19 protein-coding genes are annotated in these 25,406 nt (G+C 34.9%); 9 read left to right on the top strand and 10 right to left on the bottom strand.

Annotation, left to right across the window (positions count from 1 at the left end):
* Positions 1–2: 2 nt before the first annotated feature.
* On the bottom strand, positions 3–1,769 hold the full coding sequence (locus AABL87_RS05250; protein ID WP_341277047.1) for a 1-deoxy-D-xylulose-5-phosphate synthase: 1,767 nt from the start codon (positions 1,767–1,769) through the stop codon (positions 3–5).
* A gap of 72 nt (positions 1,770–1,841) precedes the next feature.
* Between AABL87_RS05250 and AABL87_RS05245 the strand changes: the two genes are divergently transcribed.
* The 3 genes from AABL87_RS05245 to pbpC are packed head-to-tail and all read left to right on the top strand — an operon-like array spanning position 1,842 to position 10,265.
* On the top strand, positions 1,842–2,285 hold the full coding sequence (locus AABL87_RS05245) for a nucleoside deaminase (protein WP_006257394.1): 444 nt from the start codon (positions 1,842–1,844) through the stop codon (positions 2,283–2,285).
* A gap of 16 nt (positions 2,286–2,301) precedes the next feature.
* Positions 2,302–7,827: an alpha-2-macroglobulin family protein gene (locus tag AABL87_RS05240; protein WP_341277046.1), complete on the top strand. Its 5,526-nt coding sequence runs from the start codon at positions 2,302–2,304 to the stop codon at positions 7,825–7,827.
* A 59-nt stretch (positions 7,828–7,886) separates the two neighbouring features.
* Entirely contained in the window at positions 7,887–10,265 is a 2,379-nt protein-coding gene (gene pbpC, locus AABL87_RS05235) for a penicillin-binding protein 1C (protein WP_341277045.1), read from the top strand.
* Positions 10,266–10,735: 470 nt separating this feature from the next.
* Here pbpC and AABL87_RS05230 read toward each other — a convergent pair whose 3' ends face one another.
* Entirely contained in the window at positions 10,736–12,292 is a 1,557-nt protein-coding gene (locus tag AABL87_RS05230; RefSeq protein ID WP_006257397.1) for an Rne/Rng family ribonuclease, read from the bottom strand.
* Positions 12,293–12,580: 288 nt separating this feature from the next.
* Positions 12,581–12,877 (bottom strand): HU family DNA-binding protein, encoded by a 297-nt coding sequence (locus AABL87_RS05225; protein WP_006257401.1) that lies wholly within the window; start codon positions 12,875–12,877, stop codon positions 12,581–12,583.
* A gap of 117 nt (positions 12,878–12,994) precedes the next feature.
* Here AABL87_RS05225 and mutY point away from each other — a divergent pair, with 117 nt between their 5' ends.
* Genes mutY through gldD form a run of 3 tightly spaced genes read left to right on the top strand, consistent with a single transcriptional unit; the run spans position 12,995 to position 15,144 of the window.
* On the top strand, positions 12,995–14,065 hold the full coding sequence (gene mutY, locus AABL87_RS05220) for an A/G-specific adenine glycosylase (protein WP_081048722.1): 1,071 nt from the start codon (positions 12,995–12,997) through the stop codon (positions 14,063–14,065).
* A gap of 4 nt (positions 14,066–14,069) precedes the next feature.
* Positions 14,070–14,513, top strand: coding sequence for a single-stranded DNA-binding protein (locus AABL87_RS05215; RefSeq protein WP_006260551.1), 444 nt, complete (start codon positions 14,070–14,072; stop codon positions 14,511–14,513).
* Between the two features lie 40 nt (positions 14,514–14,553).
* Positions 14,554–15,144, top strand: coding sequence for a gliding motility lipoprotein GldD (gene gldD / locus AABL87_RS05210; RefSeq protein ID WP_058699258.1), 591 nt, complete (start codon positions 14,554–14,556; stop codon positions 15,142–15,144).
* Between the two features lie 286 nt (positions 15,145–15,430).
* Here the strand turns inward: gldD and AABL87_RS05205 are convergent, their stop codons facing one another.
* The 3 genes from AABL87_RS05205 to AABL87_RS05195 form a co-directional block, all read right to left on the bottom strand.
* Positions 15,431–15,790, bottom strand: a complete 360-nt coding sequence (locus AABL87_RS05205) for a heavy-metal-associated domain-containing protein (RefSeq protein WP_006262778.1) — start codon at positions 15,788–15,790, stop codon at positions 15,431–15,433.
* A gap of 98 nt (positions 15,791–15,888) precedes the next feature.
* Positions 15,889–17,940, bottom strand: coding sequence for a M16 family metallopeptidase (locus AABL87_RS05200; protein WP_058699257.1), 2,052 nt, complete (start codon positions 17,938–17,940; stop codon positions 15,889–15,891).
* Between the two features lie 19 nt (positions 17,941–17,959).
* Entirely contained in the window at positions 17,960–19,279 is a 1,320-nt protein-coding gene (locus AABL87_RS05195) for a M16 family metallopeptidase (RefSeq protein WP_006257407.1), read from the bottom strand.
* A 369-nt stretch (positions 19,280–19,648) separates the two neighbouring features.
* Between AABL87_RS05195 and rplU the strand changes: the two genes are divergently transcribed.
* The 3 genes from rplU to AABL87_RS05180 all read left to right on the top strand — a co-directional run bounded on the left by rplU (position 19,649) and on the right by AABL87_RS05180 (position 21,620).
* Positions 19,649–20,011, top strand: coding sequence for a 50S ribosomal protein L21 (rplU, locus tag AABL87_RS05190; protein ID WP_006257408.1), 363 nt, complete (start codon positions 19,649–19,651; stop codon positions 20,009–20,011).
* A gap of 24 nt (positions 20,012–20,035) precedes the next feature.
* Positions 20,036–20,296, top strand: a complete 261-nt coding sequence (gene rpmA / locus AABL87_RS05185) for a 50S ribosomal protein L27 (protein WP_006257409.1) — start codon at positions 20,036–20,038, stop codon at positions 20,294–20,296.
* A gap of 325 nt (positions 20,297–20,621) precedes the next feature.
* Positions 20,622–21,620 (top strand): hypothetical protein, encoded by a 999-nt coding sequence (locus AABL87_RS05180; protein ID WP_006266284.1) that lies wholly within the window; start codon positions 20,622–20,624, stop codon positions 21,618–21,620.
* Positions 21,621–21,708: 88 nt separating this feature from the next.
* On the opposite strand, the gene dgt is transcribed toward AABL87_RS05180, so the two are convergent.
* From dgt to AABL87_RS05160, 4 genes are all read right to left on the bottom strand, one after another.
* A complete protein-coding gene (gene dgt, locus AABL87_RS05175; protein WP_036474401.1) occupies positions 21,709–23,055 on the bottom strand; it encodes a dGTP triphosphohydrolase in 1,347 nt (448 codons plus the stop codon).
* A gap of 14 nt (positions 23,056–23,069) precedes the next feature.
* The gene (locus AABL87_RS05170; RefSeq protein ID WP_006257413.1) at positions 23,070–23,786 is read right to left on the bottom strand and encodes an AAA family ATPase; all 717 of its coding nucleotides are present in this window, start codon (positions 23,784–23,786) and stop codon (positions 23,070–23,072) included.
* Between the two features lie 138 nt (positions 23,787–23,924).
* Complete coding sequence (locus AABL87_RS05165) at positions 23,925–25,004, bottom strand: hypothetical protein (protein ID WP_006266281.1); 1,080 nt, start codon at positions 25,002–25,004, stop codon at positions 23,925–23,927.
* Positions 25,005–25,129: 125 nt separating this feature from the next.
* Positions 25,130–25,354, bottom strand: coding sequence for a hypothetical protein (locus tag AABL87_RS05160; protein WP_006257415.1), 225 nt, complete (start codon positions 25,352–25,354; stop codon positions 25,130–25,132).
* Between the last annotated feature and the right edge of the window lie 52 nt (positions 25,355–25,406).

The raw sequence follows: 25,406 nt of genomic DNA, 5'->3' as shown, positions 1-25,406 counted from the left end.
ACTTAATTCTTTATTATTGCAACTATACTTTCTATATCTATTCCACATAACTGTTGTTGTTCTAACACAGTTGCATGTTCTATAAATGTATCTTTTATCCCTAATATTTCTAACACAATATGAGGATAATACTTGGTAACAAACTGACTCACTATACTACCAAAACCTCCTATTACAGTTCCATCCTCTATTGTCACTATCCTTTCATATTCTTGACAGATACGATGTAATGCCTCCTCATTTAATGGTTTTACAAACATAAAATGATAATGTGACCACTCAGTACTATCACAAAACTCTATTGCTCTAACTACATTATTACCAATAGTTCCTGTAGATATAAATGCAAATTTATTTCCTTTTTTGATTTGAGAAACACTTCCTACATTAATTTTCTCAAATGGCAATTTCCAAGAATATTCAATAACACCTTTTCCTCTAGGATAACGTATTGCTATCGGATGGTTTAGACCTAATTGAGCTGTGTACAATAAATTACGCAGTTCTAACTCATTTAAAGGTGCTGCAATAATCATATTAGGAATGCAATTTAAATAAGCAATATCATACACCCCCTGATGTGTAGCACCATCCTCACCCACTAATCCTGCCCTATCTAAACAAAATATAACAGGAAGATTTTGTAAAGCTACATCATGGATAACCTGATCATATGCACGTTGTAAAAAAGTAGAATATATAGCACAGAACGGTATTAGACCTTCTGTAGCCATACCTGCAGCTAATGTTACTGCATGCTGTTCTGCTATCCCAACATCTATTGCTCTATCTGGATAAGCGTCCATCATAAACTTTAATGAACTACCTGTAGGCATCGCAGGAGTAATACCTACTATCTTCTCATTAGCCTCTGCAAGCTCGACCAAAGTCAATCCAAAAACATCTTGAAACTTAGAAGGAAACTCACTTTCTTTTTTAGGTATTAACTCTCCTGTGTCTTTATTAAACTTACCAGGAGCGTGGTATTTCACCTGATCTTCTTCTGCTTGTTTTAGCCCTTTTCCTTTTGTTGTAATAACATGTAGAAACTTAGGCCCTTTTATATTCTTTAATCTTTCGAGTTCTTTTATCAATCTAGGTAAATCATGGCCATCTATTGGTCCGTGATAATCAAAGTTTAGAGACTTAATCATATTATTTGCCCGTGGATTACTTCCATCCTTTACTGCTGTCAAATAATCTTTTAATGCGCCTACACTAGGATCTATACCTATAGCATTATCATTAAGCACCACCAGCATATTAGTATCTGTCACACCAGCATGATTCAATCCTTCAAACGCCATTCCTGACGCAATAGACGCATCACCAACAACGGCAATATGACATCTATCTTCTTCCCCTTTTAACTTAGCTGCGATAGCCATACCTAAAATAGCAGAAATAGCAGTAGAAGAATGTCCTACTCCAAAAGCATCATAAACACTCTCCTCTCTTAAAGGGAATCCACTAATACCACCTTTTTGTCTATTGGTATGGAATGCTTGTTGTCTACCTGTTAGTAGTTTATGCCCATATGCTTGATGCCCAACATCCCAAACTAAATTATCGACAGGAGTATCAAATACATAATGTAGTGCAATCGTTAATTCTACCACTCCTAAGCTCGCTCCTAGATGCCCTTCTTTACTAGCAACTATATCAATAATAAATTCTCTCAACTCCACAGCTAATCCTTTCAATTCTTCAATTGTAAGTTTCTTTAAGTCAGCCGGAGTATTAATATGTTCAAGTAAGTTTTTAGACATTCTAAATAAAATAAAAACAAAATTACAATTTTGTTTTTACTTTTGAGTTTGCATTTATGTTAACACAAAAGAATGGATACATTTTTCAATGATGAATATTTTATGCGCATTGCTTTAAGCGAAGCAAAAGAAGCGTATGATAAGGGAGAAATTCCAGTAGGAGCAATCGTAGTTGCCAATAACCAAATTATAGCTAAAAGTCATAATTTGACAGAGCTATTACACGATGTAACTGCTCATGCAGAGATACAAGCTATCTCTTCTGCTGCTAATTACTTAAACGCTAAATATTTGAAAAACTGCACTTTATTCGTAACTTTAGAACCTTGCCAGATGTGTGCAGGAGCCCTTTATTGGAGTCAAATAACCAAAATTGTTTATGGTGCATCTGATGATAAAAGAGGATATAAAGCCATAGGAGGACAACTTCACCCTAGAACAGAAGTAGTCTCAGGTGTTCTTGAACAGGAATGCACTGCTTTAATGAAATCGTTTTTTGAAAATAAAAGAAAATAAAAAACTGCTTATAACTATGAAATTCAGAAATCTACTTATCCTCATCTGTTGTGCATTTATAGCGCTCCAGTCTTGTAAAAAGAATGGGGATTTAAATGTCAACTTATCCAACCCTAAGCTTTTTAGTGAATATATACTTGCTTTTACAGCAGGTGTTATCTCTACTAAAGATCCTATCGATATCAGTATCCCAAAAAACTGGAAAAACTGGGCTCCTAATGAGGAGTTGGACAGCGACCTATTTACAATCACTCCAGCTGTAAAAGGAAAAGTAGTCTACTTACCTACAGACGTGATCCGTTTTATCCCATCTGAGCGATTAAAACAAGATCAGAGGTATAATATTACTTTTCATTTAGACAAAGTTACAGAGACAGAAGATGCACTAAAGAACTTCTCTTTTATGGTGATGACTGTACCTCAGACATTCCATACACAGTTATTAGACCTTCAGAGCGTATCAGATACAGAATATGTACTTAATGGCGTACTGACTACAAGTGATTGGTTAACTACTGCTGATGCTAAAAAAGTATTAACAGCAATACAAGAAAAAAAGAACTTAGATCTAAAATTTGATAGTGATGATAAAACAGAAGCTAAAGAATTTAAGTTCACAATCAATAAGATTAAGAGAACCCCTTCAGAATCATCGATTGATATCGTTATCAATGGTAAACCTGTAAATAACGCGGCTAAAAGCACTGAAGTACACACGGTACCTCAACAGAATTACTTTGATCACTTTAAGGTTGAGCCTGTTGTAGATGACGCACAAGCTTTTTGGATTAACTTTTCGAACCCTCTTAAGAAAAATCAAGACTTTAATGGTTTAATAGACTTAGAGAATAACGATGCAAAACTAACTTTCTCAACAGATGGAAACGTCTTAAAAGTATTTGCAGACAAACCGTTACAAGACAAAATTAATATTAGAATCAGTTCAGGTATTGAAGATAACAAAGGAAATAAAACGCTGACTACAGAAGTAGTAGAGCTAAACTTCGGTATTCCTAAACCTGATGTACAACTGATCAACAGTGGTACAATATTACCTAGCTCAGAAAATTTAAAAATAAACTTTAGAGCTACTACACTAAAAGCTGTAGATGTAAAAGTTTACAAAATATACGAAAACAATATTCTTCAATTCTTACAAGAGAATAATATAGATGGGAAATACAGCCTTAACAGAGTGGCTGATCCTATCGCAAAAACTACGATTAAACTGACAAATGCGAATCCTAAAGCATTAATGCAGTACAATACTTATGCCTTAGACTTATCTACTCTTATTAGTCCTGATCCAGGAGCGATATACAGAGTGGAGTTCTCTTTTGATCGTTCGTATTCATTATATGGGTGTGCTGAGAGTCAAGACAGCGAGACTACAGATGAGGATATAGAAGAAAATACAGATGAGGAACTAAATCAAGATGATGAGTATTATGATGATGATTACTACTATTACTATAACTGGAGTGAGAAAGATGACCCATGTTCTAAATCTTACTACTACTATCACGAGAAAGCAGCTACTAATGTATTAGCTACTGACTTAGGTGTAATCATTAAAGGTGGTAATAATAACATCTATACAACGATTGTTACGAATCTGATTACAACAGATCCTGTTGCGGCAGCAACAGTAGAATTCTATACATATAGACAACAATTAATTACTTCTGCTAAGACTGATACTAACGGTATTCTTATTGTTAACCTAGAGAAAAAGAAACCTGCCTTTGCTATTATAAAAGATGATAGAAATACAACTTATGTAAAAATAGATGAGGCAAACTCTCTATCTATGAGTAACTATGATGTAGATGGTACTACGTTACAAAAAGGTATCAATGGATATATCTATACTGAAAGAGGAGTATGGAGACCAGGAGACAACATTTACCTAGATTTCATTCTTGATGATCTAGCTAATCCTCTACCTGCTAACCACCCGATCAAACTAACTTTCTCTGATCCTTACGGGAAAGTAGTAGATCAGATAGTACAGAAAAAGAATGCTAATAATCACTATGCTTATGTCTTAAAAACAAACCCTGAATCTCTTACAGGGAATTGGCAGGCAGTTGTAAGTGTAGGAGGTGCTAAATTTTACAAGCAAATTAAAATAGAAACGATAAAACCGAATCGTTTAAAGATTAAAAACACAATCGAAGGCAAAACTGTTTACAGCAATAGTAACAGTGCTAGAGTCGACTATAACGTACAGTGGTTACAAGGAAGTGTTGCTAAAAACTTAAAAGCTGAAGTAACCCTAAAGTTACTTCCTCAAACAACAACTTTCTCTAACTATAAAACATATTCGTTTAGTAACAGCTTGAGTTCTTATGGTTCTCAAGAGATAAATGCTTTCTCAGGATCAACAGACTTTGAAGGTGACTTTTCATTTTCTGTTAATCTAAATAATATACCAGAAAACACAGGAATGCTAAAAGCAATCTTTACTTCTAAGGTATACGAGAACGGAGGTGATGTATCTACTGATGTATCTACAGCTACGATCTCTCCATACAATACCTATGTAGGGATAAAGGCACCTGATGCTAATAAATACGGATATTATCAAACAGACGAACCACTTAAATTCTCTTTTGTTACTGTGAATGCACAAGGGGCTCCGAAGCCTCATGATATCAACGTAACTGTTTATAGAAAAAAAGGATACTGGTGGTGGAGCTCTAATAACAATGGAGCATCTAGTTATAGTAGTTCAGACTACTACTCTGTGTATAAAGATGCGGTAGATTACACGACATCTTCTAACGGTACAGCTACTATGTCTCTGACTATTCCAGAACAAGACTGGGGTACTTATGAGATTGTTGCACGTGATAAATACGGTAAACATATTGCCTCTTCTGTGGTATATGTAGACTACCCTTATTGGTCTGGTAAAACCAAACATTCACAAGGAAAAGAAGCTACGGTATTAGCCCTAGCTACAGATAAAAAAGATTATAATACAGGAGAGAAGATAAAGCTATCTTTCCCTTCTAGTGAAGGTGGTAGAGCATTAATCTCTATAGAGAATGGATCTACTGTATTAGAGACACATTGGGTGAAAACTCAAAAAGGAGAAACGACATTCGAAATCGCTACTACAGAAGCGATGTCGCCTAATGTATATATCAATGTATCTGCTATACAGCCACATGCTTCTACGTTAAATAACTCTCCTATACGTATGTATGGAGTAGCTCCTATCAATGTATACAATAAGAAGACTAAACTAGAGCCTGTTCTGACTATGCCTGACAAACTAAAGCCTGAACAAGAATTCACTGTTCAAGTAAAAGAAAAGGCAGGTCAAAAAATGACTTATACTATAGCCATAGTAGAGGACGGTCTACTAGATCTAACACGTTTTAAGACTCCTAATCCATGGGATAACTTCTATAGCAAAACTGCCTTAGGTGTGCGTACTTGGGATATCTATGACAACGTTATTGGAGCTTATGGTGGTGCTATTAATCAAGTATTCAGCATAGGGGGAGATGAAGACCTTGGAGCTGGTCAAGTGAAGAAAGCAAATAGGTTTAAACCGGTTGTTATCCACTTAGGACCATTCGTTCTTGATGGAGGCAAAACTGGAACTCATAAAGTAAAACTACCTAAGTACATAGGATCAGTTCGTACGATGGTAGTTGCTTCTAATGTAGCTACTAAAGCATACGGAAATGTAGAAAAAACGGTCAAAGTAAACAACCCTCTGATGATATTAGGTTCTCTTCCTAGAAGAGCTGTACCAGGAGAGAAAGTGACGCTACCGATCACAGTATTCGCTATGGAAAGTCATGTGAAAAATGTAACTGTGAAAGTAAAAACAGATGACAAGTTTAAGATTCAGAATAATGCTACACAGGAAATAACATTCAGTGAACCTGACGAAAAAGTAGTATACTGTGACTTAGAAGTACAACAAAAAACAGGTATTTCTAAGATAGAAATAGAAGCTATCTCTGGTAAAGAGAGAGCTACTTATGTAGTAGAGTTAGATGTACTAAATCCTAATCCTATCACTGTAAAAACAGAAGATATTGTATTAGAACCGAACAGTACAAATAAAATCGAATGGGAGAAGTTTGGGGTGACAGGTAGTAATAAAGCTACTCTAGAGCTATCTACTTTCCCTGGTATTAATCTAACATCTAGATTAAACTTCTTGATTAAATATCCTCACGGATGTAGTGAGCAGGTGACTTCTGGAGTATTCCCTCAGATCTTCTTAGAAGATTTAGTTTATGTAAGTAAGAGTAAAAAAGAAAGTCTACAACGCAATATCAACGAAGGGTTAAAGACATTAGCTCAACGTCAGATGGCAGATGGTAGCTTTAGATACTGGAGCAGTGATTCTTATTCTGATGACTGGACCACTTCATACATTTTACACTTCTTAATCGAAGCTGAGAAAAGAGGATATGCACTACCTATTGGAAGTAAAGCTAATGCAATCGCTTATCAACAAAAAGCAGTAAGATCATGGTCATACAGCAGTCGTTATAATAATGATATTGCGCAGGCTTATAGATTATACACATTAGCACTAGCAGGTAATGCTGACTTAGCCTCTATGAACAGACTAAGAGAAACTACAGGTATTTCTGCTGATACGAAGTTACGTCTAGCAGCAGCCTATGCTTTAGCGGGGCAAAAAGAAGCTGCTAATAAACTAATAGCAAGCTCACCTATTATAGAGAATAATCAATCTCAGTATTACTATTATGGTTCTTATGAGAGAAGATTAGCTATGGCATTAGAAACACTTATTCTGACTAAATCGAATAATAAGTTAATGCATGAGTATGCAAACACATTAGCAAAAAGATTAGGTTCTAATACATGGATGAGTACACAGAGTACAGCATTCGGACTAAACGTAATCTCAGCTTATGTAAAGAATAATAAATCAAAAGAAGGTATCAATGTAGACTTCACAAATAATGGAACAACTACAAATGCTACGACAAAAAACAATATGTATGAGTATGACTTTAAAACGATATCTTCTACTAATGAAGTTAGTTTAGTCAATAAGAACACCTCTACTGTTTATGCTCGTGTGGCTTATAGTGGTATCCTTCCTGTAGGAAAAGAATTGACAGACGAAAGTAATATCAGTATTCGCACCTCGTTTAGAGATGCAAGTCAGCAAGTAATTAACCCTACTCAGTTGAGCCAAGGAACAGAGTTCTCTGCTTATATTACGATTACGAATACTACTGTTAACAGCATTGATAATGTAGCATTGACACAGATTATCCCATCTGGATGGGAGATTGTAAACCTGAGATACACAGATGCTGGTGAAGTGAGTAATCCTGTACAACACACAGATATCAGAGATGACCGTTCTAACTTCTACTTCAGTCTTAATCCAAGAGAGACAAAGACATTAAGAGTAGTATTAAATGCATCTTACCTAGGTAAGTATTATATGCCAGGAGTCTATGCAGAAGCGATGTATGACAATTCATACAGATGCCGTACAGCAGGACAATGGATAGAAGTAGTAAAATAATAAATTGACAATCATTAAATAAATACAGGGAAACAAAATTCCCTGTATTTTTATTTTATATGAAATTGAAACCTAACTTGAATTGGAAAACATGGTCTTTAAAGAGAAAAGTGATGACGATCATCGCTTTTATTCTCTTAGTACTCTATTACTTTTCGCTACCTAGCGAATTGTTTACTAAGCCCTATTCCACCGTAATAGAAAGTAATGATAATAAACTTCTCGGTGCACAGATAGCCACTGATGGACAATGGCGTTTTCCAGAAGTAGACTCTGTACCTTATAAGTTTAAGGAGTGTATTATTACCTTCGAAGACGAATACTTTTACTATCACTGGGGAGTTAACCCCGTGTCAATGATAAAAGCCTTTAGAGCTAATCTTCAGTCTGACAAGGTAGTCAGAGGAGGAAGTACACTTACACAGCAGACTATTCGTCTATCTAGAGATGGTAAGAAACGAAGCTATTCAGAGAAACTTATTGAAGCGATACAAGCTACTCGCCTAGAGTTTAAGTATAGTAAGGATAGAATATTAAGCCTATACGCATCGCATGCCCCTTTTGGAGGTAATGTGGTAGGTATAGAAGTAGCTGCTTGGCGTTATTTTGGGACAACACCAGAACAGTTATCTTGGGCAGAAAGCGCTACATTAGCAGTGTTACCAAACGCTCCAAGCTTAATATACCCAGGAAAAAACCAAGAAACATTACTTAAAAAAAGAAATGCCTTACTGAAAAAGTTACTAGACAAAGGCACTTTTGATGAGAGCACCTATCTACTAGCATTAGAAGAGCCTCTACCTCAGAAGCCTCATGAGCTACCTCAGATAGCACCTCACCTATTACAGTATGTAGCTAAGACAAATAGTCAAGAGAGAAATCATACTACGATAGACTATAATATTCAACAACGTGTCAATGATATCGTGAAGGGGTATTATTTTAATTATAGTCAAACAGAAATCTATAATATGGCTGTTATCGTCATAGATGTAGAAACACGTGATATCATCAGCTATGTAGGAAATACCCCTACTACAGTACAACATAAAAAAGATGTAGACATCATCCATGCACAGCGCAGTACAGCGAGTATCATTAAACCCTTCTTGTACGCGAGTATGCTAGATGATGCAGAACTCCTACCCAAAACATTAGCTGCTGATATACCTGTAGTGATATCGGGCTATAAACCTGAGAACTTTAATAGCTCTTATGAAGGAGCAGTACCAGCAGACGAAGCCTTATTTAGATCACTAAATATTCCTTTTGTATTAATGCTTCAGAAATATGGTATCTATAGATTCTATAATCAATTGCAAAACTTGGGCTTTAAATCTATTTCTAAACACCCTAATCACTATGGTCTATCCCTGATATTAGGAGGAGCGGAGAGCAATCTATGGGAGATAACGAAAGCATATACAGGACTAGCTTCTACCCTTAACTATTACAATAGAACAAAAGGTCAATATAGAAGCAACGAAATACAAGACTTAAACTGGAATAAAAACATTCAGCTTGACTTTGGACAGGATAGCAAAGAGAAAGCACATCTTGGCGCAGGAGCTATTTACAACACTTTTAAAGCACTTACACAAGTTAATCGACCAGAAGGAGATGAAGCATGGAGATACTATGACTCATCGCTTAAAATAGCTTGGAAGACAGGTACAAGCTTTGGAGGTAGAGATGCATGGGCAGTCGGTGTTAATAAAAAGTATGTAGTAGGCATCTGGGTAGGGAATGCCTCAGGAGAAGGTCGTCCATCTATCAGTGGAGTGCGTATGGCTGGTCCTATACTATTTGACGTATTTAATTTATTACCACGTACGAGCTGGTTTGAACAACCGTTAAACGACATGGAAGAGATAGAAGTATGTACCCAATCAGGATACCTAGCTGGCCCATACTGTGACAAGAGAACAGAACTAGTACCTTATCGTGCTAAAAAGACGGAGCTATGCCCTTATCACAAACTTGTTCACCTAGATCAGTCAATGAGCTATCAGGTCAACAGTATGTGTGAACCCATTGACAATATCATGAATCAACCTTGGTTCATCTTACCTCCGACTATGGCTCACTTCTATAAGCGACATCACAGTGATTATAAAGACCTTCCTCCTTATAGACCAGACTGTATAGATTATAGCACACAGAATACGACAGAGTTTATCTATCCTAAGCACAATGATCTAATCTATCTAACTAAAGACTTCTATTCTAATGTGCAGCCCTTTATAGCTAAAGCAGCAACCAGCAACCCTGCTAAAACACTATACTGGTACCTAGATGAAGAATACTTAGGCGAGACCTCATTATTTCATGAGCAAGCTATACAGGCAGATCCAGGCATACACTATTTAACCATAGTAGATGCTGATGGAAATACTAAAACGATTCAAATCACATTAGAACTCAGTAGCCCTAAATAAAATAGAGGAGCTAAACATAGCTCCTCTACTCATCACTCGCACTCAAAACAGCTTCTCTTCTTCTTTTTCTATTTTATATCTGTATGCTTATTCAGGATGATAAAAATTTCTAAATCATACGAGTAAACGACAAACACTTATAGTAAAACCTTTGTATGACTAAATTACTTTTTTAAGAGTTTAAAAAATTATACAAAGCAAATCATAAGATAGAAAACACCACAAATAAACTACTAATAATAAACACAATAGCTAGAAAGCAAACATTCTTCTACACTCACTGACAAAAATTATTATTTAAAAAACTATACCTTATAAGTATAACGCTGGTATTAAAAAAGACAAAAAGTGACTTCGCACAGTTTTACACCACTTTTTTAAGAAAAGAATATTTGATTATTAAAAGGCTAGTGTCCCATAAAAAGGTTAGAAACAAAAAAACCACTAATCTCCGACTAGTGGTTTTTTTGTTATTCTGAAAGTTCATTTCCTTTATCATCTAAGAAATGGTATTCTAGATACGTGTAAGCGTCACGTGGAATTACTTTAACCCATTTTTTAAACTCTAAGTACCACTTAGCTCTAATAGATGGAATTCCTTTAGTTAAATAAGCAGCAACGAATGGATGCGTATTTAAGATAATTTTTTTCGACTTATCTTTCGAAATAATATTTTCTAGGTCAGCCTTTATTTTGTCAATAACAAGAATAGGAGCTTCGATTTCACCGTGTTCATTCGGATCTTCTTCTCTTGTTTCAATATTAACTTCAGGTCTAACACGTTGTCTAGTGATTTGAATTAATCCAAATTTACTAGGAGGCAAGATCTTGTGTTTTGCTTTATCATCACTCATTTCTTCTTTTAAGAAGTCGTATAGTGTCTTTCTATTCTCTGGGTTCCCCATGTCAATAAAATCCACTACGATAATCCCACCCATATCTCTTAATCTAAGCTGTCTAGCTATCTCAGCTGCAGCGATAAGGTTAACTTCAAGGGCAGTGTCTTCTTGAGACTGAGCTTTGTTTGAGCGATTTCCACTGTTTACATCTATGACGTGTAACGCCTCTGTATGTTCTATGATTAAATAAGCTCCCTTACTCATAGAAACAGTTCTACCAAAAGAAGTCTTGATCTGACGTTCGATATTATACTTTTCGAAAATCGGAACTTCTAATGATTGATAGTGCTTCACAATAGAAACTTTCGAAGGAGCTATCTCTTGCAAATAGTCTTTCGTTTGGTAATACATATCCTCATCATCAGTCATGATACCCGTGAAAGTATCATTAAACACATCCCTAAGAATAGATGATGCTTTATTAACCTCTCCTAATACTTTAGAAGGATGATGAGCTACGCTTAATTTTTTGCACATATTGTTCCAGCGAGTCATTAGGTTCTGCAGATCTTTTTCGATCTCAGCTACCTTCATTCCCTCTGCCACAGTACGTACTATTACTCCAAATCCCTTTGGTTTGATTGTTTGAAGAAGTTTCTTTAGACGTTCTTTTTCTTCTTTAGATTCTATCTTTTGAGAAATAGAGATTCTATTAGAGAAAGGAACTAAGACTACATAACGTCCTGCTATAGAAAGTTCAGAACTAATACGAGGTCCTTTAGTAGAAATAGGTTCTTTAACAATCTGAACTAATAAAGACTGATTAGCACTTAATACATCACTAACCACTCCATCTTTATCAATTTCTTCCTCAAAAGGAAAGTTCTTTAAGGAGTAATCTTTTAATTTACCTCCGCTTACAAGTTTAGTGAACTTCAGTAAAGTTCGAAGATTAGGACCTAGATCATGGTAATGCAAGAAAGCATCCTTCTCAAAGCCTACGTGAACGAATGCAGCATTAAGTCCTGCTACAGGTTTTCTAATCTTAGCGATAAAGATATCGCCAACTTGAAAACCATCATCTTCACTCTCTTCTCTCTCCCTGTGTAGTTCAATTAGTTTTCCATCTTTTAATAAGGCAAAATCTACTGTATCAGAATTCGACCTAACAATTAGCTCTTTATTCACACTGTACATTTTTATCCATACTCATCCATTACGATGTCTAAAAGACCAAATGAGTTTGTATAGATGGATTAAACATTAATACAGATATTTCTATCTGGAAAACTTACCTTTTGCAAGGCAAGTTTTTTCAGTATCTTTTTTCTACTAAAAGAAAAAAGTAGTTTTAAACTACTTTTTCTTTTTGTGACGGTTAGCTCTCGCTCTTTTTTTACGTTTGTGCGTCGCTACCTTATGTCTTTTTCTTTTTTTACCACTTGGCATAATGTGTGTAATTTAGAGATTAATAAATTATTTTACTTTTACTTCTGTGTTTGACTTTACGCCTTCTACAAACACCTTAGCTGGTTTGAATGCTGGGATATTGTGTGCAGGGATTCTGATAGTTGTGTTTTTAGAGATATTTCTTCCTGTTTTCTCAGCTCTAGTTTTAATAATAAAACTACCGAAACCTCTTAAATAAACATTTTCACCAGCTTCTAAAGATCCTTTTACTTCTTCCATAAAAGATTCTACTGTTGCCTGTACTTCACCTTTTTCAAGCCCTAATTTTTCTGAAATTTTAGCTACAATGTCTGCTTTCGTCATTTTAGATATAAATTATTTTGTTGTTGTCTGATATTTTTAGAGTGTGCAAATATATTAATTTATATCCCAATAATTCAACCTTAATTGATTAAAATTTAAATATATAAAGTTTTAAGTTTGCGTTCAATACTTTTTACAATGATTTTTTCTAATAAACTCATTACTTGGTACTTAGAAAACAAACGTTTTTTACCTTGGAGAGAAACTAAAAACCCTTACGCCATTTGGTTATCAGAAATAATACTGCAACAAACGCGAGTAGCGCAAGGTTTACCCTATTTTGAAGCCTTTTTAACCACTTATCCTACTGTAAAAGATCTAGCAGATGCACCCGAAGATGATGTAATGCGCTTATGGCAAGGACTTGGCTACTACAGTAGAGCTAGAAACCTTCATGCAACAGCAAAAAAGGTAGCCTATGAACTAAATGGAGTATTTCCTCCTAATTATAAAGAACTACTTACATTAAAAGGTGTAGGAGAATATACTGCTGCTGCCATAGCCTCTATCGCTTATGATGAAGTAGTACCTGTAGTAGACGGCAATGTATTCAGAGTATTATCACGTGTGTACGGTATCACTTCTGATATCTCTACCAATACTACTAAAAAAGAATTTCAAGCACTAGCGGCTACTCTAATTCCTCAGCATGATCCTGCGACCTTTAATCAAGCGATCATGGACTTCGGTGCGATACAATGCACCCCGAAGAGTCCTGACTGTCCATCATGCCCTTTTATTAAAGAGTGTGTAGCCTATCAGACTAATCAGGTGGCTGTACTCCCTATCAAACTAAGCAAGGTAAAGGTAAAAAAACGCTATTTAGACTTCATCATCTTCATTGATAAAGATGGTAATACACATATAGAACAACGCACAGCTAAAGATATCTGGCAACAACTATACCAATTTCCAGTATTTGACAGTTTCACTCATCATATAGAAGACATAGACTCTGCACTGAGAGAGCGATACGACACCTTATATATAAAGGAGATAAAAGAACTGACGACTGACGCTATCACACACCAGCTATCACATCAGAAGTTACACATCAAGTTCTGGTGCGTACAAATAGAAGCAACACCTTCTGTACAAACGAGTTGGGAGGATTTAAATAAATTTGGTTTTCCGATTGTAATTCATAACTTTATTACATCCTTAGATTTAAAAACACTAATATCCTAACACTATGAACGGTACCCTTAACAAAGTTACATTAATAGGTCACTTAGGTGATAACGTCAAGATGCATTACTTCGAAAATGGTAATTGTATAGGTCGTTTTCCGATTGCGACTAACGAAGTTTATGTCAATAAAACATCCGGAGAAAAATATACTTCTACAGAATGGCATAATCTAGTCGTCAAAAACAAAGCTGCTGAAGTGTGTGAGAAATATCTATCTAAGGGAGATCGCATCTATGTAGAAGGGAGAATACGCACCCGTCAATGGCAAGGAGAAGATGGCATGAATAGACAGACAGTAGAGATTATGGTAACAGAGTTTATGTTCTTAGATACCAAAAAAGAAAATGACTACAGACAAAAAACATCTTTTGAAGAAGAAAAAAAAGAGGCTGTAGACAATTTTAATATCCCTAAAGAGACTAATAATGACAATTTGCCGTTTTAAGTAGGTTACTACTTTGTAAACCTTAATCGAAATAAGAAAGATGAAATTCCAATATATAAGCACTTTACTATTATCTGTAGCCTTCTTCGCTGCCTGCAAAGAGGATACTACTCCTAAGCCAAATGCTTTCTTAGCTCTAGACTATCCTAATCAGGAATATAAGACTTATCAAAACGAAAACGGTTTTGAGTTTAGTCAAAATCAATGGTCTACTATTAAAGAGGCTAAAAAGAATTCACTAGAAATACATTATCCACAGATGAAGGCTACCATCTTCATCAACTATAAGCCTGTAGAAAACAACTTAAATCTACTGCTAAAAGACGCACAGAAGCTTACTTATGAGCACTTCGTGAAGGCTGATGAGATTATAGAACAACCTTATATCAACTCTGATGACAGAGTATATGGTATGCTATATGATGTACAGGGAAATGCTGCTACGAATGTACAGTTCTACGCTACAGATAGTATAAAAAACTTTATCGTAGCCTCTCTATACTTCTATGCTAAACCAAACTATGACTCTATCTTACCCGCTACAGAATATGTAAAGAAAGATATGAGAACACTACTAGAGACACTTAAATGGACTAGTAAACAGGATGCAAACACACCTATTATAAAATAGAATACATCTCGATTTTTATATTCCGATGGAGCTAGTCTGTATAGATTAGTTCCATTTTGTTTTTATAGGAGTCTTCTGCGTCATGCGAACTATATTTCTACATCATCAGTACATCATGACTCCGTTAAATCATCCAAAATAACGGACTCACTACGGACTCATAACGGACTCACAACGGACTCACTCGCATTAAAACCAATAAAAAAAGCGAGTATGTATCAACACACTCGCTTTAGATCAAATATTTAAACAGATGAGGAATGCCCCTACTCTTATATTGTTCTTATTATTTAGTAGCACTAACGCTCTCTACCTTATAAATCCCATTAGCGATCTTCTCTACAGTACCTACTAATGACTCTACACTCTGCTTAGATTCATCAAAGTCTATCTCTGCAGTCTTAGTATCAAAGTCCACTTTAGCTAACTTCACTCCGTCTAGCCCTGCTAACTTACCTTCTATAAGCTTGGCGCATCCTATCTCACACGTCATTCCATCGATCTTAAATGTAGTGTGCTCCACATTACCAGCTACTTCTGTAGATGCAGTAGATACTGACGCATCAGCCGTCTTCTCTTCATTCTTACACGATACTACTAATATAGCTCCTAACATCATGAAGCCTATTGACTTTACTATTTTCATCTTTGTGGTATTTTAAAATTACATTCTTGATGGTACAAAAATAAAAAAAGCAACCGATAAATCAGTTGCTTTTTCAATTCTATTATTTAGATAATCAATTATTTAAAATCCTCGTCAGTAACTCCTTCGTTGATTTTAACATCTGTAACGATATTAACAATCTCTATTCCTACATTTAATACTTGTTTAAAAGGTATTTTTACCCCTTTCACTTCTTTATAATCCTCATACTTAGTAGTCATATTCATTACTTGGCCACCTTGCTCTTGAGTCATTACAGCACCTACTTTAAGTCCAGTAGTCAAGTCATAATAGTAAACAGACTTACCAACTTTAACACCTACAGCATCTTTACCATTAAAAGACTCTACACCAGTAACAATAGCACTTTTATTAGCTTTCATTTTTAACTCAGGAAAAATTGTTGCTTCACTTTGTACTTCAGCTAATTTATCACCTGTAAGTTCCAGTTTTTGGCCTTGTTGCATTACATAACCAGCTTTTGGAGTCACTACTTGCTTAGATAAAGTATTCCCCATCATCTTCTGCTCTACTAAGATATATCCCTCTTTCATTTTAGATATAGATTCTAGTTTCATCCCTTGTACTTCAGCAGTACTAGTTATGGCAACAGATTTGATCTCTGCTACTTTCTTCTCTCCACCGATAGCGTTCAAATATTTATCTACTACAGAATTAACAGTTACTCCAGCAGGTACTGCTTTACTAAAGCCTGGCTTACTAGCTTCATCAGCCTCTTTAGTATAGTACTTAATAGGATAGCCTAATTTCTCTAATCCTGATAATACGTCGCTACCTTTACCTACGATAACGATACGCATATTATCCTTAAGGAAATACTTCTGAGCAGCTTTCTGTACATCTGCTATCGTTACAGCATTGATATTCTTAATGTAGTTCTCATAAAAATCTACTGGAAGCTTATACAGCTCTTTATTAAGAGCATATCTAGCTACAGTAGCAGGTTTCTGGATTTCCATCACGAAGTCCCCTACATATTTAGCTTTCGCTAACTTCAGTTCATCTTCTTTAACAGGAGTCGTACGGATAAGGTCTATCTCTTTTATAAACTCTGTTACAGCGCTATCTGTAACCACGTTACGCACTGCAGCTGTGGCTCTAAATTTACCAGGATACTTACGAGATGGACTTATAGAAGAGTACGCTCCATACGTCCAACCATGTGCTTCACGCAAGTTTAAGAAAAGACGACCTTCTCCTCCTCCTCCAAGAATTTGGTTAGCCAAAATAACAGCAAAATAATCTTTGTCAGTCATTTTTAATTCCACCTCATTCACTAGCGCTATTTCTGACTGAACAGCGTTAGGCATATCTACGAAGTTAATCTCTGTAGCGCCAACGTTCCCTTTATAAACAACATCTTTATACTGTGTATTCGATTTATTCCAAGCCTCAAAAAGCCCCTTAATAGACTTCTCTGTCTTTTTATAATCAATATCTCCTACCACTACTAAGTATGCGTTCTCAGGAGAGTAATACTTCTTAAAGTATGCTTGAACATCAGCAAAAGTTACATTACTTAATGTCTTCTCCGTTTCGAATTCTCCTACTGGAGTATTCTTCCCGTATAGCACAGCGTCTTCTACTCTACGAGCAATATTAGTCACACTGTTCTCACCAGCCTTTACTCCTTCAATAGCTTTTGCCTTTGCCTTGTCGAATTCTTCTTGTGTCAGCACAGAGTTGATTACTCCATCAGCTAGTAAGTTTAGAATAGTCTCATTGTGTTTAGACAACCCATTCGCTGAAGCACCACCTGTATGGAAATTAATTCTAGCTCCTAAGAAGTCTATTTCTTCTAAGAACTGATCTTTATTCATCTTCTTCGTCTCATTCCCCAACATTTCAGATAAGATAGAAGCTACTCCTGCTTTCTCCCCATCATAGATTAACGGATTATCAATACTCAATGTATAAGATACTCGAGGTAACTTCGTATTCTGAACAACCATCACCTTCATCCCATTCTTTAATACAAAAGAGGTAGGCTGTCCTACATGTACTACTGGCGCAGGCCCCGCTACAGGCTGTTTTCTATCTTGAGCTTGTACTTCTAAAGCTGCCAAAGCAAACACTACACTTGCAGCATAAATATATATTTTTTTCATTTCTAGTCTACAGTTAAAATTAGTTATTAGCTTTCTTTGTAGGGATATAATCCAAAATTAACCTTTGATTTTTATTCAGGTATTTTTTAGCTACATCGCGAATCTCTTCTCTAGTGATACTTCTATAGATATCTATATTCGTATTAATTAGATTAACATCACCGTACAATAGGTAATAAGAAGCAAGATTCTCAGCTAATCCTTCTACATTAGAGTTAGAATCAACATATTGCTTTTCGAAAACGTTCTGAAGTTTCTGGAAGTCACGCTCTGAAATCAACTCAGTCTGTAATTTCTCGATTTCTTCATCAATCTCTTTAATTAAATCAGCCGAAGCAAAACCTTGCATCGGAATACCGTAAATAAAGTAGATTCCATAATCTTCTTGACTTAAGTTAAATGAAGCCATTTCTAAAGCCATCTTCTTTTGGTCAACTACTTTTTTATACAATCTAGAACTTTTCCCTCCTGATAAAATAGACGAGATCATATCTAACACACGAGCATCACGAGTCTTCATAGATGGTGTACGATATGCTTCTACTAACATTGGAAGTTGAATATTCGGATCTTGAAACTCAGCGTGAATTTCTTTTGTTATAGGAGCTTCCTCAAATTTGTTTTTTACAACAGGACTTCCTTTAGCAATAGGTCCAAAATATTGTTTAATCCACGTTTTTGCTTGATCTTTCTCAAAATCACCAGCTACAACTAAAACAGCGTTATTTGGTAAATAAAACTTCTTGTTAAAAGCTAAGAACTCATCTAAAGTAGCAGCATCTAAATGTTCCATAGATCCAATAGGTGCCCAGCGATAAGGGTGCTTAACGAATAGATTTTTCTTCACCTCTGAGAATAATTGACCATAAGGCTGATTATCTACACGTAGTCTCTTTTCTTCTTTTACTACTTCATTCTGAGTAGTTACACCTATCTGATTAATGATAGGGTGCATCAGACGCTCAGACTCCATCCAAAGTCCAAGCTCTAAATTATTAGAAGGGAATACTTCATAATAATAAGTACGGTCATCAGAAGTATTAGCATTATTATTCCCCCCATTAGCAGTTACTATCTTAAACCACTCACCGCGCTCGATATTCTTCGTTCCTTCAAACAATAAGTGTTCAAAAAAGTGAGCAAATCCTGTTCTATCAGGGTTTTCATCTTTAGCCCCTACGTGATACATCACTGATGTCACTACTACAGGAGCCGATTTGTCTTGATGTAAGATAACGTGTAATCCGTTATCTAAAGTGTACTGCTCGAATTCCACTTTTTGAGCTAAGGCAGATATTCCGAAGAATAATGAGCCTAAAACCAATAAAGATTTTTTCATTCTACAATATTTTGAAATTAGGTTATAACCTAATAAGTAGCCATATTTTAAATTATGTTACACTATTTCTAAAATATTTTTATATTTTATTAAATAAACAGTCCAATACACCACCAAATTGACATTCATCGACAGTACTAAATAAACTTCATCAAACAGATAACACCGCCATCAAAGGCATAGATCTACTACTAATGATCTATCACACCTCGCCTTAAGCAAACTTTATAAGATAATGAAGTATAACAGAACTAACTCATTTACACCAAAATAGAAATAAAAAATATTCTAAATGGGAGGTGTAAAACTTTTGTAAATAAGAAATTAAATGTATATTTGCACCCTTAATAAACATTTTAATTTTTTGTTATGTACGCAATCGTAGAGATAGCAGGGCAACAATTCAAAGTTAGCAAAGACCAAAAAGTGTATGTACACCGTTTAGCAACTGAAGAAGGATCAAAAGTTACTTTTGACAAAGTTCTTTTAGTTGATGACAACAACAACATCACTCTAGGCGCCCCAGCTATAGAAGGTGCTTCTGTGGAAGCTAAAGTTTTACAACACCTACAAGGTGACAAAGTAATCGTTTTCAAAAAGAAAAGAAGAAAAGGTTACAAAAAGAAAAACGGACACAGACAAGCTTTAACTCAAATTGTTATTGAGGGAATCAATGCAGGAGGAGCTAAAAAGAAAGCAACTAAAAAAGAAACTGCTGAAGCAGCTGAGTAATTAACAAACTAAATTTAAAACGTCATGGCACACAAAAAAGGTGTAGGTAGTTCTAAGAATGGTAGAGAATCAGAATCGAAACGTTTAGGCGTTAAGATTTATGGTGGTCAAGCAGCTATCGCTGGAAATATCATCGTTAGACAAAGAGGTTCTAAGCACAATGCTGGTGAAAACGTTTACATGGGGAAAGATCATACTTTACATGCAAAAGTTGACGGTGTTGTTAAATTCCAAAAGAAAAAAGACAACAAGTCTTACGTTTCTATTTTACCATTTGAAGCTTAAGAATCAAACTTATTTATTTGTTTAAGACAAATAAATAGAAAACATAGAGAAGGCGCTATAATTAATTATAGCGCCTTTTTTTGTGCACTATAGTCTCGCATCTCACCTCCTTACTTTCTTTGCTCTTCAAAAAAACTAATAAAGCTCTTTAGATTATCTATTTTATTTAGATTCATTACAATAAACACCATCCACTAAAACAACATAACAAACTATAAATCAGTACTTAATATTAATTATTTAGACAAAATAAAAATAACTATTGTAGAATTAGATATTTTATTTACATTTGTTCTAAATAATTAAACAATCTAACTTATTAAAAATGAAGATTAAAAAAGTACTTTCGTTATTTGCAATCACTGCATTTTTGTTGACGAGTTGTTCTAGTGATGATAACGAAATCATCAGACCAGAACAAAAAGATCAAGTAGAGGTTGGTACATCATTACCTATCACTGGTTATTATGTATTCCCACATACACCAACAATGCCATTGCCATTTAAATTTGAATCAGATAAGATTACTATATTCTTTGCTGATAATGATCAGGCAACAAATGAAGTTTATAATGTAGTAAAAGTTTATAAAAACACTGCTAATGTTATCAAAGCTGTAACTACTCCTAAAGATGGTAAAGGATATAAAACATTCTTCTTTAGAGAACAAACAGAAAATGGTGTACAAATCCATATGGATTACACTTTTGATACTGAAAGTGAAGCAGTAAATACTGCATATCCAACTGATAAGAAAACTACAACTAGAAATGTTACAATTAAAGCTGACAATCCTCATGGAAGTATGAAGTTTGGTTGGTTACAATTAAACAAAGAGCAAGAGAAAGTACAGAACATGGATAAACTAAAAGGAGTTTATGGTTCTGAAGTTATCTTAGACAAAGACAACAAACCACAAGCTCAGTATGTATTCAAACTAAATGATAAAGATGAGGCTTTCCTTTTTAGAGCAAATATGGGGAATGGTTTCGGTGATTCAGCGTCATTTACACTTAAAAAAGTAGCTACAGACGAAACTAAAGGACAAATAATCTATGAAGTAACTGGTTCTACTGGTTATTATTCAGGAAGAACTGGACAATTCCTTACTGTATACGTAAAAGATATTACTACAGATGGTTCTAAAGCAACTTTTGCCATTGCTACTAAAGACGGAGGTAATTCTGTAGCTGGTAGTAAAGGTGATATCGTAGGTAAGACTATAGAAGAAGCTAAAGAAATCAAAGCTCCTGAAGCTGATAAAGTTTGGGAAAAAGATATGATGAAATACGCACATCTTTGGATACCTACTACAAGAGAGTAATTTAATTTCACTGATATTTTAAGCTAAAAAAAGAGGTAATAGTTAAATACTATTACCTCTTTTTGATTGTATTATAAAAGATATGATTTTATCTATCGTTTCCCTTGATCATATTATACAACTCTAAAGCTTTACCATCAGTCAGCATAGAGATAAAGTGACATATATTCATTAAGCGCACATACACACTATCATTCTCTATTCTATACTTATCTGGTAATAGAGACATAATCAATAGATCATACTGGCTCTCCTCTCCGTAATAGACGTTATTTACAGCTGATGTAAACGCTTCTAACAGAGCATTGATTACCTTATACCCTACTATCTCTTTCTCTATCACTTCACGGCTCTGGTATACTTTATTAATACTCACAGAAAGAATATCTTTCATCTGAGCGATATAACTACACTTCTCCGTTAAGGCATAAGGATACTCACCTGCTAATATCTTATCTTCATTCTCTAAGAACACTCTACACACATCCTGTATCAAGCTACCAATAGCTAAAGCCCTTAAATAACTTACTCTATCCTCCTTAGAAGCTAACTGAGCATAAGTCTGGGGGTTAATACTGTTCTGAACAATCTTGATTAAAAACTCTAGAGCGTGCTCTTCTGGTATCCATCCGAGATTAATACCGTCTTCGAAGTCTGTTATAGTATAACATATATCGTCTGCTGCTTCAACCAAGAAAGCCAATGGATGTCTAAAATATGCTGCTTCAGTACGATCGTCTTTAGATATAAGACCTAGTTCATTCGCTACATCAATAAATGCCTCTTTATCCTCTTGAAAGAAGCCATATTTCTTATCTGAGATATCTCTAGTCAATTTCTTAGGCAAACTCTCTTTAGGATACTTCATAAAGGCTCCAAGAGTAGCATAAGAGATTCTCAAACCACCTGCCATACCAGGACGACTCTTCGTCAGTATAGCAAAACCATTTGCATTACCTTCAAAGTCAATCAAGTCTTGCCATTCCTTATCTGTTACCTGATCTCTATACTTAGCTCCTAGTCCTCGTTTAAAGAAGTCCCCTATCGCACGTTCACCAGAGTGCCCAAATGGAGGATTACCAATATCGTGTGCTAATGAAGCCGCTGCTACTATAGCCCCGAAGTCATTTACTGTATATCCGTATTCTTCTGCTAAATAAGTATATTTATTTAAAAGACTAGAACCTACTATTCTACCTAAAGAACGTCCTACCACAGACACTTCTAAACTATGTGTCAATCTAGTGTGAACAAAGTTCGTCTTAGACAGAGGGATTACTTGTGTTTTATCTTGTAAACTTCTAAATGGTGATGAAAAGATGATTCTATCATAGTCCACCTCAAACCCTATACGAGTCTCTAGTTCATCTAATCTATTTCTAACAAAAGTGTCACCATACTTCTTTAGTGATAGTAACTTTTCCCATTTCATCATAAGCAAATGTTCAACTAGTTATTTTGATCAGCCTCTAATAATAATTGGCTATTTATAATATTATCTTTTACTGTTTTGAATACATGATTCTTTGCCTCTGCATAAGAAACGTCATATATTCTCGTTAATGTTCTATACTCTTCTGGATATTCCTTTAGCAACTTATCGTAATAGAAGTCAAGAGCCTCTTTATTCGGAGCTGTATATTCTAACTGTAACTCAAAGCGTCTAACTAAAGCTTCATCGATCATGTGTATCTGATTCGTAGCTGCCATAAGAATAGACTTCTGTGGTAGATTATCTATCAACTGTAAGATAGCATTCACTACACGTTTCATCTCACTGTTATCCTTATTGTCATAATCTCTAATCTGGCCTAATGAGTCAAACTCATCAAAGAATAGGACAGAACTCTCGTATTGAATTTCTTTAAATAAACTCTCAATATTCTTAGCCGTTTCTCCTAGCTTGGAAGAAACAATAGTAGCAAGATTAACAATGATAAGTTTCTTATCTAAATGTTTAGCAATAGCCTTAGCTGTCATGGTCTTACCACATCCTGTCTTACCATAAAGTAATATCTTATTACTAACAGGGAGATTATACTTCATCAGTATATCACGGTATTTATACTCTTTTAGAAATTGAGTAATCTCAGCTTTTACGTTGTCATTAAACATGACATCATCTAAAGAAATTTTAGTGCGATCTATATAATATAAAGAACTCATATTAAACAATAAATTTGTTGTGTGTTAAACCACAAATATACTGCTTATATTCCTCGATTAACTCCTCCAGAAAAGAGAAAAAAAGAACATTTTAGTATATTTACAACTAATCCCCTAAATAAAACCATTCCGCCTTGATTAGAAATAATGAGCGCGAATAGTAATCTGATAAAGCGTCATTCCGCCTTCTTTATTTCTATAGAAATCAAAGTGATTAGATCTCGTCTGCTTACCTTTAACTTCCTTTATATTTACACTAAACGCAGGAAACTCAGCACTTCTCCATTTGCCTTCGTCATCTAAATATAATTGTCTGTCTTGCTCAGATGTGATTTCTGTATCATCAGTTATCACTCCATCTTCTATATAATAATCTATGTGATAACGACTGCTATCTCCGTTTCTTATTAAGTCAAATGCTTGAGTTATTAGTTCCCTCTTATCTTCTAACAATTCCTTTTTATCGATAACTATATAATCACCTATATTATCATTATCTATTTCTAAGTTCACTTTCAGATTATCTGATAGATACTTCTCCCATTTACTTCCTTCTGTACTTGGTAAGAATACCTGTTCTGTGAAATACTGTAAATACTTCTCTAATTGAACGAAGTTATAATACTTACCATTCATCCCCTTTAAGCTAACATAATAACTATCTTCTAAAGGTTCATCAGTAATTTTTAAGCTAAACATATCCAAATCAATATGAGGTTCAAGCATATCTTCAATTAATACCTCCCCTTTAGTATTTAAAAGATAGGTATCTCCTCCTAGAAGTACATTATGTCTATCACCATTCCTCCCTATATTATCTTTTACAGCACCTTTTAGAGCATATAGCATACCATTATGTACTTTGGTTAATCCCGAATATATAGGTTCTATGACCACTTGTCCTTTATCATTATATAGACCAACTAACTCTCTGTCTTTATCTGTAAAACGAATGTAATTCTCACTAGAATAATCAGGAGCGACTACGTCATAATAATATACATGATCTATTCTTATATCTTCTCCATTATCTTGTTTGATTAGATAATATATATCTAATCCTATATCTTTCTCATCTATTATAGTGCGGATACGATTACTATTTTTTACAACTTTAGGTTTAGAAGGGTAGTTGTTCTCCTGATAATAATTCTGATACACAAAAACACCAATCCCCAATAATAACAATCCTCCTACAATAGAGAATATCTTTCTCATAGCTTATTTCTTTAACAGTAAATATAACGATTATCTTACAGAACATGAACAAAAAAAGGAGTGACTATTCATCACTCCTTACCTATTCTTATCTATAGTTCTGGTATAACTCCGTCTCTATAATCTTATTCTTCACCTGCTAAGAAGAACTTCATTGACTTCATTGGGTAGTCTTCTCTACTCATATTACTAGGGTTAGCAATAGCTTTCTTAATGCTAATCACATCACCTACTTTGAAGTTTGCTTCTGTATATTGGTAATCTAATAAATAAGGCCCACAGAAATAATTTCCTTTAGCATCTTTCTCTATCGCTCCTTTAAAAATACCTTTTTTAGTTTCTTTAGACATAGTATATAACTGTTAATGGTACAAAGATACAACAAAAAAGGTAGCTCAGAGA

This window comes from Myroides sp. C4067 (assembly GCF_038039665.1).
Lineage (GTDB): Bacteria > Bacteroidota > Bacteroidia > Flavobacteriales > Flavobacteriaceae > Flavobacterium > Flavobacterium odoratimimum.
This window is presented reverse-complemented; position numbering and strand designations above follow the sequence as displayed.